Source organism: Maricaulis sp. (assembly GCF_048268525.1).
In the GTDB taxonomy this organism is placed as follows: Bacteria; Pseudomonadota; Alphaproteobacteria; order Caulobacterales; family Maricaulaceae; genus Maricaulis.
The window spans coordinates 99,133-115,808 of record NZ_JBLWVH010000001.1; the positions used below are offsets into that span (position 1 = coordinate 99,133).

Genomic DNA, 16,676 nt, shown 5'->3' on the forward strand with positions numbered 1-16,676 from the left:
AGCAAACTCCTGGCGCCGCGCCAATTTCGGGTTGATGGCTTGGTGAGGCACGGCTGCTTGATGTCGGGCCGCCTTGGCCAATCGGTTCGACGTTTGTCGACTGGTGGGTCGGTTCCGGGTCAGGTCAGTTCCGTGCGGACAAGATTGCCCAGATTTTCCAGCGTTGCCTCGCTGGCGATCCAGTGTTCGCGGAAGAGTCCGTCCCTGCCGAAGAGGGCGCTGGCGATTCCCGCCTGACCGGCGCTTTGCCAGGTGCGAGCCAGTTGATCTCGCATCGGGTCATCCACCGCGCATGACGTGCCGCGCACATACAGGATCCAGCTGGCCAGCGCCTGCAGGATAGCCGGACTCTCACGTCCAGCTTCCTGGCGGGCCGACAGGGTGCTGAGCCAGCGTTGCGGAATTTTCTGAGACCCGTCCATGGCGATCTGGATCAGGCGATGGGGCAAGGCCGGATTGGAGAAGCGCGCTTCCAGTTCGTCTGCGTAGTGTGACAGGTTCTGGCCTGGTGCGGGGGTGAAGCTGGTGGCGGCTTCTTCCCGCATCAAACGCTTGGCCAGGGGCCCCAGCTCGGGGTCCGCGATCGCCTCGGAAACGAGGCTCAGGCCTTTTGCCAGACCAAGGTAGGCGAGTGCGGAATGTGCACCATTGAGCATCCGCAATTTGGCTGTTTCATAGGGTGCGACATCGCTGACGAGCTCGGCGCCATGTTGCTCCCATCCTGGCCGGGACCCGACGAAGTTGTCTTCGATGACCCATTGACTGAATGGTTCGGTGAACACGGCACCCGCATCTTCCAGGCCGGATGTTTCGCGTAGCTCCGTGCGGTCGGGATCCGTGGTTGCCGGCACGATCCTGTCGACCATGGAAGACGGGAAGCTGCAATTACGTCGCGTCCAATCGGCGAGCGTCGGGTCATATTGTTCCAGGAAATCGTTGAGCGAGCGGGCCAGGTTGTTGCCATTTTCCGCCATGTTGTCGCAGCTCAGCAGGGTGAGGCCGCCTGCGGATACTTGCCTTCGCCTGTGCAGGGCGGCGGCAAGAAAGCCAAAAATCGTGGTGGCCCCCAAATGAGTGAGGTCAGCTGCGATAGCGGGCGCATTCATGTCGAGCCCTCCGCCGGCGGATTGGTGGTATCCTTTCTCTGTCACCGTCAGCGTGACAATCTGCGTTGCGGTTGAGGCGAGGGCGTCGACGACTGCCGCGGGGTTGTCCGGCGCGACCAGGACGCCGGCGATAGCGCCAATTACGCGAACTTCAGGGGCTGCCTCACTTTTCGTGCTGACCGCGTACAGCCCGTCCTGGGGAGTGAGCTGGTCGTGGACAGAGCGGCTGCGCAAAGAAACGCCCATGATGCGCCAGTCGCGCTCTCCCGCATTCATCGCCGCATCGGTGTAAACCGCCTGATGGGCGCGATGGAATGCTCCAACGCCCAAATGAACAATGCCGCAAGCCTGCTGAGGCGGGACATAGTCCGGCCGACGCACATGAGCCGCGAGGTGGTCGAGTGTGGAAAGGTTGAGCTTCATTGATCCATGACACCGGTTACCTTTGTCCAGAGTAGCCAGTATTCACTGGCCCGCAATGGGTCCCGACCCAACGTAACAGCTTGCATGGCGGCAGATGTGAAACTGCAGGCGATGTTCATTGTTGCGGCGCAGCAAGGAAAGTTTGAAAAACAAATTGCCACCGGTGTCATTGTTGTGCAGCATGGCCTCGATCCAAACTGGTCCGACCGCGTTCAGTTTCAGCGTCGATTGAAACTGGATTGGTCGAGACAGAAATGCTACCGGTGTCATTGCAAATTGCCTGGCACTGCTTCGGGGTCGAGATATCACACGCGGACCGGAAACCGGCCGCAGCGGGGAGGAAATGATGAGGAATTCAATTACGCCAACAGGCAAACTGCGCCTTCTGGCCGGCTGTGCCACGGCCAGTCTGGTGTTGGGGACAGCGCTCGGGGCGGCGGCGCAAGCGCAGGACGAGGATGTCATCACCGTTCAGGGCTTCCGGAGCTCGTTGGCTCAAGCGCTGGACGTCAAGCGCGACTCCAATGGTGTCGTCGATGCCATCGTCGCGGAGGATATTGCGGCGTTCCCGGATCTCAACCTGGCCGAATCAATCCAGCGCATTCCGGGCATCTCGATCAACCGTGTTGCCGGTGAGGGGCGCCAGATCACGGTTCGCGGTCTTGGATCGGACTTCACCCGCGTTCGCATCAACGGCATGGAAGCCATGTCGACCACGGGTGGTTCCGATGCCTCGGGCGGCTCGAACCGTGGTCGCGGCTTTGACTTCAACACGTTTGCGTCCGACCTGTTCAACCAGATCCGCGTCACCAAGACGACGTCCGCATCGATGGATGAAGGTTCCCTGGGCGCCACCGTCGATCTGCGCACCGCGCGCCCGTTCGACTATGGTTCGGGGCTGACGGCCGCCATGTCGGGCCAGATGGGCTATAACAGCCTGTCCGAAGAGACCAGCCCGCGCGTTGCCGGTCTTGTGTCCTGGGTCAATGAAGAAGAGACTTTCGGCGCCAATCTGTCGATCGCCTTCTCTGACCGCACCATCATCGAGGAAGGCTTCTCGACGGTTCGCTGGGACGACGGCAACTTCCGCTCGGTGAATGGCGTCGCCTGTCCGGCGGGACCGGATTGTGCCGGCATCAATTCGAGCTCGACCGTCTATCACCCCCGCATCCCGCGCTATGGTCGTCTGACCAATGAGCAGGAGCGTCTGGGCATTACTGGTGGTCTTCAATTCCGTCCGAGTGCCAGCACGACGGTATCGCTGGATGCGCTCTATTCCAGCTTCGACGCGACCCGTACCGAGAACTTCCTGGAAGTCTTCATTCGTAGCCAGCAGGGTCAGTTCGACGTCAACAGCTTCACGGTCGACAGTGGGCTGAGCATCATCGACTCGGGCAATTTCGACATCAGTGCCAATGCCAACGGTACCCACCCGATCCGCTCGGAAGGCCGCTATGATGAGCTGACGACCGAGTTCACCCAGTTCACCCTGAACGTCGATCACGACTTCTCGGACCGTCTGCGCGGCAACTTCCTGGCTGGTACGGTGACATCGGATTTCGACAACCCGGTGCAGACGACCATCCTGTTCGACGCCATCGGCGATGTGACCGGATACTCGTATGACTTCCGCGGCAATCTCAACACGCCGGCGATCGATTTCGGGTCGCTTGACGTGACGGATGCTTCGCAGTTTGCCTTCACCGAGATCCGCGACCGTCCGCAGTCAGTGACCAACAGCTTCGACACTTTCTCGGCCACGCTCGAATTCGATGCCAATGAAACCTGGATCATCTCGGGTGGCTTGAACTTCAAGCAATATGACTTTGAAAGCCGCGAAGCCCGGCGCGAAAGCACCAATGGCTCGATTGTCTGTAACCTGCCAGGTGTGTCTTGCCCGGTTGGTGCGAGCGGCCTGCCGATCACCAGCGGACTTTCATCGGTGCTCACCGGTTTCGGCAATGATCTGGGAATGCCGGCGGGCAATGACACTGCCTGGTTGGTCCCGAACATCCAGGCCGCTGCCGCGGCTGCCGGAATTTACAACATTCCGGGAACGGTTCGGGCTGGTAATCAGCGCGCCGTGAGCGAAGAGGATCTGGGCGCCTTCGTCCAGGCCGACTTCGAAGCCCAGCTGGGCAGCATCCCGGTTCGCGGTGATGTCGGCATCCGCTATGTCGAAACCACCACCTCGGCGACGGGTCTGGTCAGCGGTACGGAAGTCACGGTCGAGCGCAGCTATGAAGATACGCTGCCTTCATTGAACCTGACATTCGAGATGTCCGAGGACTTCCTGATGCGCTTCGGCGTTGCCAAGGTGATGGCCCGTCCGTCGCTCGGCAATCTGACGCCGGGTGGTTCGCTGGACAGCTTCACCGGACCTCCCTTCTCCTACAATGCAGGTAATCCGGGTCTCGACCCCTACCGGGCGACAGCTTATGACGCGTCATTCGAGTGGTATTTCGATGACGAAGCCCTGTTCGCGGTCAGCTTCTTCTACAAGGATGTGTCGAGCTTCTTCACCTCCTCCCAGTCGGTTGAAGTGGCCTACAGCCTGTCCGGCCTGCCGGCCAACCTGCCGCCGGCGTCCAGCCCGCTCTTCAACCTGATCCAGGCCGGCGGCGATCCGCTGGTCGAGATCAGCCAGGTGTCGAATGGCGGAAGTGCCTCGGTGCAGGGTTTCGAAGTGGCCTATCAACAGCCCTTCACCTTCCTGCCGGCGCCGTTCCACAATTTCGGCTTCCAGGGCAACTACACCTATGTCGATAGTGACGAGATCATCGGCTTCTCGCCGAATGCCTATAATGCGACCATCTATTATGAAGATGACCGCCTGTCGGCCCGCATCTCCTCGGCTTACCGCGATGCCTATGTGACGACCCGGGCCAATGGTTCCGGTCGTAACGAACGGGGTGTGGAAGCGAGCTTCAATCTCGACTTCGCCTCCTCCTACCGCGTCAACGACATGATCGATCTCACCTTCGAGGCGATCAACCTGACCGATGAGTTTGAGCACCAGACCTATGACTCCGGCTATCTGCCGACGGTCTATCATCACACGGGCACGGAATACCTGTTTGGGGTCCGCGCAACGTTCTGATCGTATTGATCGGTCGAGAACAGGAGGCCCGGCGCAGTTTCTGCGCCGGGCCTTTTCAATTGAATGGATAGTGTCGTCCTCCATCCCAGCCAGTCAGTTGGCGGGCTCCGGAATGTCGCGCGCTGAACTTTCCGCAAGCGATGCCCGGCACAGGCTTGATCGAACGCAAACACAAGAGATCAAGCCGGAACCGGCTTGGCGCACAGGCGTTCTGCTCTGAATGGTTGTGACCGGTGTGACTGGCGAGGGGTCAGGTGCCCGGCTGGACGTAGGGAACGCTCGCGAAGAGCTCCCGCTCGGCACCGCGCGGATCATTCTCCAGGCGTGGCGGCCAGTCGAAGATCATCGTTTCTCGGTCCGGCAGTGTGTAGTGGGGCCATTCCGGCAGCGCACCATGTTGCGGTGAGCCGGTGCGGGCGAGCGCGATAAAGGCCTCGCTCATCAGCGCGGCCATGTTGCGGGAAGTCTCACCATCGCCGGGCAGGGCGCCTTCGACAGCCGTATTGTCAAAGACCAGCGGGATATCGAAAGTGTGCGGCGCATGGGGCGTGCCGAAATCGAGTTGATAGACCCAGGTCGGACACTCGGCCAGGGCCCGCTCCTGCGCCTCGATGACGGCACCGCGCCAGGACCGCGCCGCTGTCGTGGCAGCATAGAAAATCTCTTCGGCCGAGCGTCGCGGGTAGAGCTCGCGATAGCGGGCAATCACCGTTTCCGGCCGGATATCCACCCGCATGTTCGGGATCAGCAATTCCGGCAGATTGTCCCAGTCGATGGCCTCATATTGCGCGCCGCGCAGGAAGGCGCGGGTCTCGTCATGGGTATTGCCGATAATCATCGGGATGTGCCGCGACTGCGGGGCAACGTCCGGATAGAAAGGGTGGCGGGGCAGGACGACATCATCGCGCACCGGGCCGAAATAGACACGGCCATAGGGCAGTACCGGGTCATCGACGCCCAATCCCTCGACCAGCGCCTCCATCGGCAGGTCGAGCGCCTCATGTGCATGCGCGTCGTCCAGGCCCAAACCGGCCAGATAGGCGCGGGCCCGGGCGGTCGCATTGGCCGGGCCTGACGCGGTGACCTGCTGACCGCTCATCGTGGCGGCGCTGTGGAACAGGCCGTCGGCGACCGGGGTGGCCATCAGGCTGGCGATCTTGGCGCCGCCGCCTGACTGACCGAACACCATGACCCGGCCCGGGTCGCCGCCAAAGCGGGCCGCATTATCGCGCACCCATTCCAGCGCCAGCACAAGGTCCAGCTGACCGGCATTGCCCGATGCCGCAAAGTCAGGCCCGAGCAGGCGTTGCAGGTAGAGATAGCCAAAGGCGTTGAGACGGTGATTGACCGTCACCACCACCACATCGCCGCGCTGGCACAGACGCGTGCCGTCATAGAGCGGCGAGGAGCCAGACCCCGCCGCATAGGCGCCGCCGTGGAAATAGACCATGACCGGGCGCGCAGCGCCGCTTTCAAGTCCGGGTGTCCAGACATTGAGGAAGAGACAGTCTTCCGACTGGTTGGCCTCGCGGCTGCCTTGCGGTGAGGCGTGGCCATATTCTGTTGCCGCCAGGGTGTCGGACCAGGCTTCCGGGCGGACGGGAGGCCGAAAACGCGTACGGGCGGTGTCAGCGCCGTATCGAACACCCAGGAAGCGGTTGATGCCGTCCTCAATCGCGCCCCGAACCGGGCCATTTGTGGTCGTGACCACGGGATCGTTGAGTTGAGTGAATCCGGTGCCGGTCGTCAGGACGCTCCCCGCAGCCCCGGTTGCGGCGAGGAGGGTCCGCCGACTGATATCGGAACTCATCGGATCACACCTGCGTCGCTGTCTCGGATCACCCGTTCAATCTCGTCCAGGCGCGCCATCGAAGCGTCGCCAGGCGTCGTCATCGCCAGGGCCCCGTGTGCCGCGCCGTACTCGACCGCCTCGGCCGGAGACTTGCCGGCCATCAGCGCCCAGCAGACGCCTGAAGCGAACGCATCTCCGCCCCCTACCCGGTCGAGAATGTCCAGCCCTGGGCGCTCGCGCGAGGCATGGAATTCGCCACCGGCATGGAGGACGGCCGACCAGTCATTGGTACTGGCGGAGTGGGCGGTGCGGCAGGTCGTGGCCACCACGCGCAGATTGGGGAAATCGGCGACGGCGCTCTCGATTGCGGCGCGCGGGTCACCACCGGACGGGGCGCTGCCGAGACCTTCGGCCCCGAACAAGACGTCGACATGGGGCGCGATCGCACGATTGAGATCACGGGCCGCCGCGGAGCCACCCCGAGACGCCCACAGTGAGGCCCGGTAATTGAGATCGAAGGAGACGACCGCGCCATGCGCACGGGCGGCCCTGATAGCCTCGACAGTCACTTCGGCAGTGGTCTCGCTCAGCGCAGCAAATATGCCGCCGGTGTGGAACCAGCGCACGCCTTGGGTCCCGAACACCTCGTCCCAGTCGATCTCGCCGGGTTTGATGCCGGAGGCGGCGCTGTGACCGCGATCGGAAACCCCGCGAGCGGACCGGAGCCCGAAGCCGCGCTCGACAAAATTGAGGCCGACACGGTTCTCTCGTCCGATGCCATCGAAATCCCGCCACAGAATGTGCGAGGTATCGACGCCGCCCTGGCTGATGCAGTCCTCGACCAACCAGCCGACATCATTTTTCGGCAGGGCCGTGACAATGGTCGACGACAGGCCGAAGCATTTGCTGGCGGCACGGGCCAGATTGTATTCGCCGCCGCCCTCCCAGACCTGGAACTGGCGGGTATTGCGGACGCGACCTTCGCCCGGGTCGAGGCGCAGCATGACTTCACCGAGAGCGGCGATGTCCCAGCGCGTTGACCCGGCGGGTTTGATGGGCAGGAAGCTGTGGGTCATTGGGGCCGCATCAGAGCGTTACGCCGCCCTTCCACAGGGCGATCTGGCGTTCGTCATAGAGCTCGTTGCGAGCCCGTTTTCCGCCGGCGATATCGAGAATGGTCTGCCACAGGCGATCAGTGGTGACGTCCGCGGGCTCGCCGTTCAGCACCGGTCCCGCATCGAAGTCGATCCAGTTCGGTTTTCGCTCGGCAAGGTCCGACTGTGTGGCAAGTTTGATCGTTGGCACCATTGTGCCGAGCGGCGTGCCGCGGCCTGTTGTGAACAGGATGAGCGTGGCGCCAGCGGCTGCCAGCGCTGTGGTCGAAACCGCGTCATTTCCGGGCGACTCCAGGAGGCTCAAACCGGTTTCGCGAAGGCGTCCGCCATAGGCCAGAACATCAACCACCGGTGCGTTGCCAGCTTTTTGAACCCCGCCGAGCGACTTTTCTTCCAGAGTGGTGATCCCGCCTTCAAGATTGCCGGGTGACGGATTGGCGTGGACCGGCTCGCCGTGGCCGCTGAAGTAGCGCTTGAAGCGGTTCATCATGGTGCCGATCGCAAAGGACACGTCGCGCGAGACTGCCCGATCAATCAGCAGTTGCTCGGCGCCGAACATTTCGGGGACCTCGGTCAGGATGGTGCTGCCACCGGCATTGTCAAGCCGGTCCGTGATGCGCCCGAGCAGCGGATTGGCGGTGAGACCGGAGAAAGCGTCCGAGCCCCCGCACTTGAGACCAATGACCAGGTCGGAGACAGGGCAGGGCTCGCGCCGGTCTTCAGCGGCGATGTGTTCGGCGATCTCCACCACTGCTGAAATGCCGGTATCGAGCTCGTCGCCGGCATCCTGGCAGGCGAAGGCGCGTACGCGGAGCGGATCGGTGTCCGGCATGGCGTCGAGTAGGTCGCGATACTGGTTAGACTCGCAACCCAGGCCAACCAGCAGCACGCCGCCAGCGTTCGGATTCTGCGCCAGCCCGGCCAGGATGGCGCGGGTATTGGCCAGATCGTCGCCCAGCTGTGAGCAACCGAAGGGGTGTGTAATGGCGTGAACGCCGTCGACCTGCCCCCGAACCTGGTTGGCGGCCATCCGGGCAATGCGTTCGGTGGTGCGATTGACGCAGCCGACCATCGCGATCACCCAGATTTCATTACGAATGCCGACACGCCCGTCGAAGCGGCGATATCCCATGAATGTGTCGGCTATGGCGCGCCCTTGGCCGACATGGGCGCGTTGCGTGCCCGCATGGTCGTATTGCTGTTCGCCGCTCAGCGTCGATTCGAGGTTGTGGCTGTGGACGTGCGCTCCGGCCGCGATGTCCTGGCGGGCCCGACCGATCGTTGCGCCGTACTTGGTGACGAGGCTGTCGGCCTTGATGGGACCCAGCGCAAATTTGTGTCCGCGCGGAATTGCGTCGACCAGGCGCGGCAAGCCGGGTCCCGGGCGTTCACCAGCCTGCAATGCCGTCGTGGCTACTCCGACCCCGTCTTCGGGGTGGATAATCAGACCTCTGGCGACAGCAGTTTCTTCAACGACACTCATGACGTCTCTCACCCTTGCTGGCCTCAATGGTAACCGGTGTCATTTTTCACGGAAAGGGAAAATTTCATCGCCGGTGAAAACATCGCCGAATTGCATGACAAGCAAGGAGATGTCCTGTAGTGGACATTTCATGGAATGGTGATCGCCGGGGGATGGCGCAGATGACAGATGGCGAGAAACCGGCCGATGTGACGGGGGGTGGCAGCCTGCGCGATGAGTTTGTAGATCGACGCCCCACCATCAATGATGTCGCGCGTCTGACCGGCGTTTCCAAGAAGACGGTGTCCCGGGTCATCAACAAGTCGCCCGCAGTCAAGGAGAATACGCGCGAGGAAATCCTGCGCGTCATGCACGAGATTGGCTACGCGCCCGACCCGCAGGCGCGTGGGCTGGCCTTCCGGCGGTCTTTCCTGATCGGGATGATCTATGACAACCCGAATCCGCAATATGTCGTCAACATGCAGCAGGGCCTGCTCGACGGTATGCGCGGGACCGGCTTCGAGCTGGTCGTCCATCCCTGTGATCGCTCGAGTGAGACTTTTCTGACCGATGTCCGCAATTTCGTGGAACGCCAGAAGCTTTATGGCGTGATCCTGACCCCGTCTGTATCGGAGGATGAGCGAGTCCCCCCGATCCTGCGCCAGATCGGATGTGAATTCATTCGCATCGCCTCGGTCTCTCTGGACGAGCCCGAGCACATGATTGTCTCGCATGACCATGTTGGAGGCGCGGCAGCCGGACGCCACCTGGCCGAGTTGGGGCACACCCGGATCGGCTTCATTTCTGGTCGCGAAAGCTTCCGGTCCTCTCACGAGCGAAGGCGCGGATTGGAGGAGGCGTTGTCGGAAAGGGGCCTTACTCTCGCGGAGGACCTGGTCGTCTCGGGGGCCTACACCTTCGAGTCCGGCTACGAATGCGCATTGGACCTGCTCAAAAGGCCTCAGCGTCCTACCGCGATTTTTGCCGCCAATGACGAAATGGCTGCCGGAGTCCTCCAGGCAGCCCGGACGCTTGATATTCGCGTCCCCGATGCCCTTTCAGTGGTTGGGTATGATAATTTTCAACTTGCCGAGCGCCTGTGGCCGCGGCTGACGACGGTCCATACGCCGACCCGTGAGATCGGGCGGCGGGCCTCGACCAAACTGGTCAATCCCCAGACCGCGGTCGAGGCCGAGCGTGAGGATCCGCGTGCCTTGCCCAGCCTTGTGGTCCGCGACACCACGGCTTCACCGGCCTGACCCTGGCCCGTTGCAATTTCTGAAATCAGACTGAATTCACCCGTTTGACTCCGGTTGCCCTTCGGAATGACACCGGTTACCTTGCTGACTTTCTTCGCGCATCGGGTTGCTTGAAACAATGCCTACGTCGACATTTTTCCACGAGGACCGACTGTTTCCGGCGGACCCGGCCGTACGCGGCATCGCCCGGGAGCTGCACGCAGCTGTTCGCGACCTGCCCATCATTTCGCCACACGGGCATACCGATCCGCGCTGGTTTTCCACCAATGAAGCCTTCGAGAATCCGACGGCGCTGCTGCTGGCCCCGGACCATTATGTGTTCCGGATGCTCTACAGCCAGGGCATCCGGCTGGCTGATCTGGCAATCCCGGACCGGAACGGCGTGCCGGCAACCGATCCGCGAGCGGCCTGGCGCCTGTTTGCCGAGAACTTCCATCTCTTCCGCGGTACACCGTCTTCGATCTGGCTGAGCCATGTCCTGGTCGAGGTATTCGGTATCGGGGACCGTCTGGACGCGAACACGGCGGACACGGCCTATGACACCATTGAGGCCGCGCTCAAAACACCGGGCTTTCGCCCCCGCGCCCTGTTTGACCGCTTCAACATCGAAGTGATCGCGACAACAGAATCGCCCGTCGACACGCTTGATCACCACCACGCCATCGCCGCTTCGGACTGGTCCGGTAGAGTAATCACAGCCTATCGGCCCGATTGTGTGATCGATGCCGACCATGAGGATTTCCAAGCCTCGATGGAGGCCTTTGGCGACATTACCGGTGAGGATGTATTCGGTTGGGATGGCTATCTCGCCGCCCATCGCCAGCGCCGGGTCGATTTCATGGCGGCCGGTGCAACCTCGACCGATCATGGCCATCCGACAGCCCGCACTGCCGACCTCGGGCGTGGTGAGGCCAAGGCGCTGTTTGACCGCATCGTCAGCCGCCAGCAGAGGGACGGGGACGCCGAGCTCTTCCGCGCCCAGATGTTGACCGAAATGGCAGCAATGAGCCTGGAGGATGGCCTGGTCATGCAGATCCATCCCGGTTCGTTCCGCAATCACAACAGCCCGCTATTCGCCTCGCATGGACGTGACAAGGGGGCCGATATCCCGACCCGGACCGACTATGTCGAGGCCTTGCGCCCGCTGCTCAACCGCTTTGGCAATGAGCCGGATTTCGGTTGCATCGTCTTCACGCTAGACGAGACGAGCTATGCGCGGGAACTGGCGCCGCTGGCCGGTCACTATCCCGCCCTCAAGCTGGGTCCGGCTTGGTGGTTCCACGACAGCCCGGAAGGCATGATGCGCTTTCGCGAGCAGACCACCGAGACCGCCGGCTTCTACAACACGGTCGGCTTCAACGACGACACCCGCGCCTTCCTGTCCATTCCGGCCCGCCACGACGTGGCGCGTCGGGTGGATTGCGCCTTTCTCGCCCGTCTGGTCGCCGAGCATCGACTCGGCCTCGACGAGGCCCACGAAACCGCCCGCGACCTCGCCTACAATCTGGCGAAACGCGCCTACAAGCTCGACGCACAAAACTGAAACAGGACAACGCCATGAAAATCGCGCTCATCATCGAAAACAGCCAGGCCGCCAAGAGCGGCATCGTCCAGGACGCCCTGACCTCTGTGGCAGAGCCGCTGGGCCATCAGGTGCACCATTACGGCATGTACACGCCCGAGGACAAAGCTTCGCTCACCTATCCGATGAATGGCCTGCTGGCAGGCCTCCTTCTCAATTCAAAGGCAGCTGACTTCGTCGTCACCGGTTGCGGCACCGGTGTCGGTTCCAACCTCGCCTGCAACGCCATGCCGGGCGTTTTCTGTGGTCTCGTTGTCGATCCGACCGATGCTTTCCTGTTCGGCCAGATCAATGACGGCAATGCCATCTCGATGCCTTATGCCAAGGGCTTTGGCTGGGCCGCCGAGCTCAATTTGCAGGATTGCTTCCGCAAGCTGTTCGAATACGAGCGCGGCGTCGGATACCCCAAGGAGCGAGCCGCCGTCATGGCCAAAAATCGCGGCATCGTGGCGGAATTGAAGGCTGCTTCATGCCACGACATGCTGACCGTGCTGAAGACCGTCGACCAGGACCTGTTGAAAGCGGCGATCGCCGGTGAGCGCTTCCAGGAATACTTCTTCGCCAATTGTCAGGACGAGGCGATCGCCGACTATATCCGCACCATGCTGGCGTCCTAGACGCTGACCTGGCCAACGAGTCCGAAACGGAGAGATCCATGAGCCTTTCATTCAACCTCGACGGCAAGGTCGCGCTGGTGACCGGTGGCAATACAGGGCTGGGTCAGGCGATGGCCATCGCCCTGGCCCAGGCAGGAGCCGACATTGTCGTGGCTGGTCGCTCCAGTGCGGCAGAAACCGGCGAAGCGGTCGAATCCGCTGGCCGCAAATTCTATGAAATCAAGGCCGACTTTTCCGACCCGTCCTGTGTTGAAGATGTGGTGGCCACAACGGTCGAGCAAGCCGGCCGGATCGATATCCTGGTCAATAATGCCGGCATCATCAAACGCAATGACGCGCTCGACTTCACCCAGGAAGACTGGGACAGCGTCATGGATGTTAACATCAAGTCGGCCTTCTTCCTGTGCCAGGCGGCGGCGAAGCGTATGGTGGCTCAAGGCAGCGGCAAGATCATCAATATTGCCTCCATGCTGTCCTTCCAGGGCGGAATTCGGGTGGCGTCCTATACCTCCTCCAAGAGTGCGATAGCCGGCCTGACCAAGCTTCTTGCCAATGAGTGGGCCGCAAAGGGCATCAATGTGAATGCCATTGCTCCCGGCTATTTCGCAACCAACAACACGGCGGCCCTGCAGGCTGATCCCGACCGGAATGAACAGATACTCGGCCGTATTCCGGCCGGGCGCTGGGGCGACCCGTCGGATATTGGCGGCGCCGCTGTCTTCCTGTCGTCCGCGGCGGCTGACTACGTCCACGGCACAGTGCTGGCCGTCGATGGTGGCTGGCTCGCCCGCTAGTCAAGCAACTCCCGAACCTTCCCTCCGGCCGGCCCTTCGGGGTCGGCTTTTTTTTGGCGGCCGGGCACCCTCACCCCGTTTGGGGAAATCCTAGATTGAGATCCGCCGCGAGCAACGCGCTTCGCGCGCCGGGTCCTCTCACCGGTCAGGGAGGGGCGGGTTATCCTCCGCATAACCCGTACCACACCGCCATCCTGACGAAAGTCCGGACCCAGTCTCGCAGGCCGGATTTCACCTGTCTTGGCAATGGCTTGGCATCGCAGGCTGGGTCCCGATTGCCATCGGGATGACGGTGTGTGGGGTGGGGATAGACACGAACTAGTCCTCCCCCCTCGCCAGCCGACCCATAATGCCCTCGGTTTTCGGGACGGGAGGCACGAGCTCAGTCACTTGTGCCCGGAAACTTGCGGAGCCTGTCCGCGCCTTGGATGTGACACTCCAAAGCTCCGGCAGGGCGTGCGATCAGGTCCAGGGGCACTAAACGACCGACCCTCAGTACCTGGCGCATTGGAATCGGGGGCGAGAGCGTCCGGGAAAACTCCGCGAACGGGATGTCGGCGATGTCACGTTTTTCAGATCAAACCGGTTGACGGCATTGGCCGGCATCCCGTTTCCCTCCCATCCTTCGGCGCATTCTGCGTGCGAAGTCGAGAAGGTGTGCCCTACCGCATCAGATTGACCAGGCCCATGGTCACCGACGGCACATAGGTCACCACCATCAGGGCGACGAACAGGGCGCCATAGAAGGGCCAGATCGTCTTGACCGTTTCCTCGACCTTCACCTTGCCGATGGCGGCACCGACGAAGAGGACTGACCCGACCGGCGGGGTGACCAGGCCGATACCAAGGTTCAGCATCATGATGACGCCGAACTGGACCGGATCCATGCCCAGTCCGACCACGATGGGCAGGAAAATGGGCGTGGTGATCACGATCAACGGCGACATGTCCATGAAGGTGCCCAGCACCAACAGTATCAGATTGATGATCAGCAGGATCAGGATCGGATTGTCGGTCACCGTGGTGATCAGGTTGGCCAGTTGCGAGGGCGCTTCCAGCAGGGCCAGCATCCAGCCAAAACCCGAGGCGGAACCGATGATCAACAGGACCATGGCCGTCGTCTTCACGGCCTGGATGGCGGCGTCAAGGAAAGCCTGCGGGCCCATTGAGCGGTATAGCAGGGCAGCGACGGCGACCGTGTAGATGACCGCGACGGCCGAGGATTCTGTTGCCGTGAACAGGCCGCCCAGGACACCGCCGACAATGATGATGGCGGTAAACAGGCCAGGAAGAGCCATGATGAAGGCGCGCAGGAAAGCCATCCAGCCCGGGAACTCGCCCTTGGGATAGCCGCGCTTCACAGCAACCAGCCAGGCGGCAACCATCAAGGTCGCGCCGGTCAGGATCCCGGGCACAATCCCGCCGACAAAGAGCTCGCCGATCGACACGCCGACACCGGCCGCGGCGGCATAGATGATCATGTTGTGCGACGGTGGGATCAGAAGGCCGCATACGGCCGAGGTCGAGGTCACATTGACCGCATAGTCGGCATCATATCCGCGCTCGCGCATCATCGGCATCAGGGTCGATCCCATGGCCGACACGCTGGCGATGGCCGAACCCGAGACCGCACCGAAAAGCATCGAGGCACCAACATCCACCTGTCCAAGTCCGCCGCGAGATCGTCCGAAAGCCGCTTCCGCGACACGTACGAGGCGCTCGGCGATACCGGATCGGTGCATGAGCTCGCCGGCGAAGACGAAGAAGGGGATGGCCATCAGCGAGAAAATGCTCATCCCGCCCGCCATGCGCTGGAAGACGGCGATGGCCGGCATGTCCATCATGAAGAAGGTGACCAGCGTCGCGCCAAGCAGTGAGAAAGCAACCGGTACGCCAATGATCAACAGGAAGACAAGGACGCCCAGGAGAACTGATAATTCCATCGTTCAGGACTCCGCATCGTCGGCGATAGCCGGATTGAGTTGTTCAAGAATGTTCTCCAGCGCGAACAGGGCGATCAACACGCCGCTGATCGGCAGCGGCAGGTAGGCAAAGCCGCGCGAGATGCCGAGCGTCGGAATGGTGTGCTCCCAGGTCCGCATGATGAGTTCCCCGCCCCAGAAAGCCATGGCCGCGCCAACCAGGGCGACGATGAGGTGGGAGACAAGCTGCAGGCGGTTCGGCCATCGGCCGGGCAGGCTGTCGGCGAAGGCGGAGATCCGGATGTGGAAGCCTTCCTTGACCCCGGCCGCGGCGGCGAAACTGACAAACCAGATCATCAGGACAAGCGAGGCCTGTTCCGACCAGGACGGGCTGGCATTGAGCACGTAGCGGGCGAACACCTGCCAGCCGATGATCAACGTCATGATGGCCAAGCCGATGCCGCCGAGCATCAGCAAAGAGCGGCTGGCAAAACCGAGAAGATTGGCAAGAATACGCATCAGGCCGCGCCCCCCAGATTTCGGATGTCCTCGACCAGGCGGCGTTGGACATCGGTGACCACGAAACGGTCCCAGACGCCTTCCATAAGGTTGGAGAAGGCCGCGATATCGCCGATCTCATTGGCCTCGACACCAGACGCCAGCACCCGTTCTCGGGAGTCGGCGACACGGGCATCCCAGAGCTCACGCATGACCGGCACACTGTCCCGTGCGGCTTGCTGGAAAATCTCCTGGTCCTCACCGGACAGGCGATCCCAGCGGTGTTTCGACATCACCAGGATTTCCGGCGCCATGACATGCCGGGTGAGGCTGTAGTGCTGGGCAGCCTCGAAATGCCTCGCCGATTCATAGGACGGCCAGTTGTTCTCAGCGCCATCGATCACGCCCTGGACCAGGCCCTGATAGACTTCGCCCAAAGCCATAGGTGTCGGATTGGCGCCCAGCGCCTCGACCATGCCGACATAAAGATCGGAGTTCTGCACCCGGATCTTCATGCCACGAATATCATCCGGCTCGTTGATGGGGTGACGGGTGTTGTAAAAGCTGCGGGCGCCACTGTCGTAGAAGCACAGGCCGACCAGGCCGTGTGGACGCAGCGCATCGAGGATTGTCTGGCCAGGCGCGCCATCCAGCGAGGCGCGCATGTGGTCGATCGAACTGAACAGGAAGGGAAGGCTGGGCACGATCGTCTCATTGGCGATCGAATTGAGCGGTGCCAGGTTGACCCGGTTGAGGTCGAGTGCGCCGAACACGGTCAGTTCCAGCGTATCGCGTTCTGACCCCAGCTGGGCGCCGGCGAAAATCTTCACGCGCTGGCGTCCGCCGGTCCGTTCCTCGACCATGCGGGCCATGGCTTCAACACCCTGGACCGTCGGATAGTCGGCGACATGGGCGTCGGCGGAATAGAGTGGCCGGTCGGCTTGCCCGCAACCGGCCACAGCGGCGGCGGCCCCTGTCGCGATGAGGTGTCTGCGATTGATCATGA

At 62.1% G+C, this 16,676-nt stretch carries 12 protein-coding genes; 5 read left to right on the forward strand and 7 right to left on the reverse strand.

Annotated elements, in window-relative coordinates:
* Window positions 1–119 precede the first annotated feature (119 nt).
* Complete coding sequence (locus ACN0X9_RS00485) at window positions 120–1,529, reverse strand: mannitol dehydrogenase family protein (RefSeq protein WP_417485672.1); 1,410 nt, start codon at window positions 1,527–1,529, stop codon at window positions 120–122.
* Between the two features lie 343 nt (window positions 1,530–1,872).
* On the opposite strand from ACN0X9_RS00485, the gene ACN0X9_RS00490 reads away from it, so the two are divergent.
* Complete coding sequence (locus ACN0X9_RS00490) at window positions 1,873–4,629, forward strand: TonB-dependent receptor (RefSeq protein WP_417485673.1); 2,757 nt, start codon at window positions 1,873–1,875, stop codon at window positions 4,627–4,629.
* 250 nt (window positions 4,630–4,879) lie between these two features.
* Here ACN0X9_RS00490 and ACN0X9_RS00495 read toward each other — a convergent pair whose 3' ends face one another.
* From ACN0X9_RS00495 to ACN0X9_RS00505, 3 genes are read right to left on the reverse strand one after another with little or no spacing between them, the layout of a single operon-like run.
* Window positions 4,880–6,439, reverse strand: a complete 1,560-nt coding sequence (locus ACN0X9_RS00495; RefSeq protein WP_417485674.1) for a carboxylesterase/lipase family protein — start codon at window positions 6,437–6,439, stop codon at window positions 4,880–4,882.
* Complete coding sequence (locus ACN0X9_RS00500) at window positions 6,436–7,497, reverse strand: PfkB family carbohydrate kinase (RefSeq protein ID WP_417485675.1); 1,062 nt, start codon at window positions 7,495–7,497, stop codon at window positions 6,436–6,438. The genes ACN0X9_RS00495 and ACN0X9_RS00500 overlap by 4 nt, the downstream gene beginning before the upstream one ends.
* A gap of 10 nt (window positions 7,498–7,507) precedes the next feature.
* Window positions 7,508–9,019, reverse strand: a complete 1,512-nt coding sequence (locus ACN0X9_RS00505) for a UxaA family hydrolase (RefSeq protein ID WP_417485676.1) — start codon at window positions 9,017–9,019, stop codon at window positions 7,508–7,510.
* 161 nt (window positions 9,020–9,180) lie between these two features.
* Here ACN0X9_RS00505 and ACN0X9_RS00510 point away from each other — a divergent pair, with 161 nt between their 5' ends.
* The 4 genes from ACN0X9_RS00510 to kduD all read left to right on the forward strand — a co-directional run bounded on the left by ACN0X9_RS00510 (window position 9,181) and on the right by kduD (window position 13,250).
* Entirely contained in the window at window positions 9,181–10,257 is a 1,077-nt protein-coding gene (locus ACN0X9_RS00510; protein WP_417485850.1) for a LacI family DNA-binding transcriptional regulator, read from the forward strand.
* A gap of 118 nt (window positions 10,258–10,375) precedes the next feature.
* A complete protein-coding gene (gene uxaC, locus ACN0X9_RS00515; protein ID WP_417485677.1) occupies window positions 10,376–11,800 on the forward strand; it encodes a glucuronate isomerase in 1,425 nt (474 codons plus the stop codon).
* 14 nt (window positions 11,801–11,814) lie between these two features.
* A complete protein-coding gene (locus ACN0X9_RS00520; RefSeq protein ID WP_417485678.1) occupies window positions 11,815–12,456 on the forward strand; it encodes an RpiB/LacA/LacB family sugar-phosphate isomerase in 642 nt (213 codons plus the stop codon).
* A 38-nt stretch (window positions 12,457–12,494) separates the two neighbouring features.
* Window positions 12,495–13,250 (forward strand): 2-dehydro-3-deoxy-D-gluconate 5-dehydrogenase KduD, encoded by a 756-nt coding sequence (kduD, locus tag ACN0X9_RS00525; protein ID WP_417485679.1) that lies wholly within the window; start codon window positions 12,495–12,497, stop codon window positions 13,248–13,250.
* A 662-nt stretch (window positions 13,251–13,912) separates the two neighbouring features.
* Here the strand turns inward: kduD and ACN0X9_RS00530 are convergent.
* Genes ACN0X9_RS00530 through ACN0X9_RS00540 form a run of 3 tightly spaced genes read right to left on the reverse strand, consistent with a single transcriptional unit; the run spans window position 13,913 to window position 16,674 of the window.
* A complete protein-coding gene (locus tag ACN0X9_RS00530; protein ID WP_417485680.1) occupies window positions 13,913–15,193 on the reverse strand; it encodes a TRAP transporter large permease in 1,281 nt (426 codons plus the stop codon).
* Window positions 15,194–15,196: 3 nt separating this feature from the next.
* Window positions 15,197–15,691: a TRAP transporter small permease gene (locus tag ACN0X9_RS00535; protein ID WP_417485681.1), complete on the reverse strand. Its 495-nt coding sequence runs from the start codon at window positions 15,689–15,691 to the stop codon at window positions 15,197–15,199.
* Entirely contained in the window at window positions 15,691–16,674 is a 984-nt protein-coding gene (locus ACN0X9_RS00540; RefSeq protein WP_417485682.1) for a TRAP transporter substrate-binding protein, read from the reverse strand. Before ACN0X9_RS00540 ends, ACN0X9_RS00535 begins: the two co-directional genes overlap by 1 nt.
* Between the last annotated feature and the right edge of the window lie 2 nt (window positions 16,675–16,676).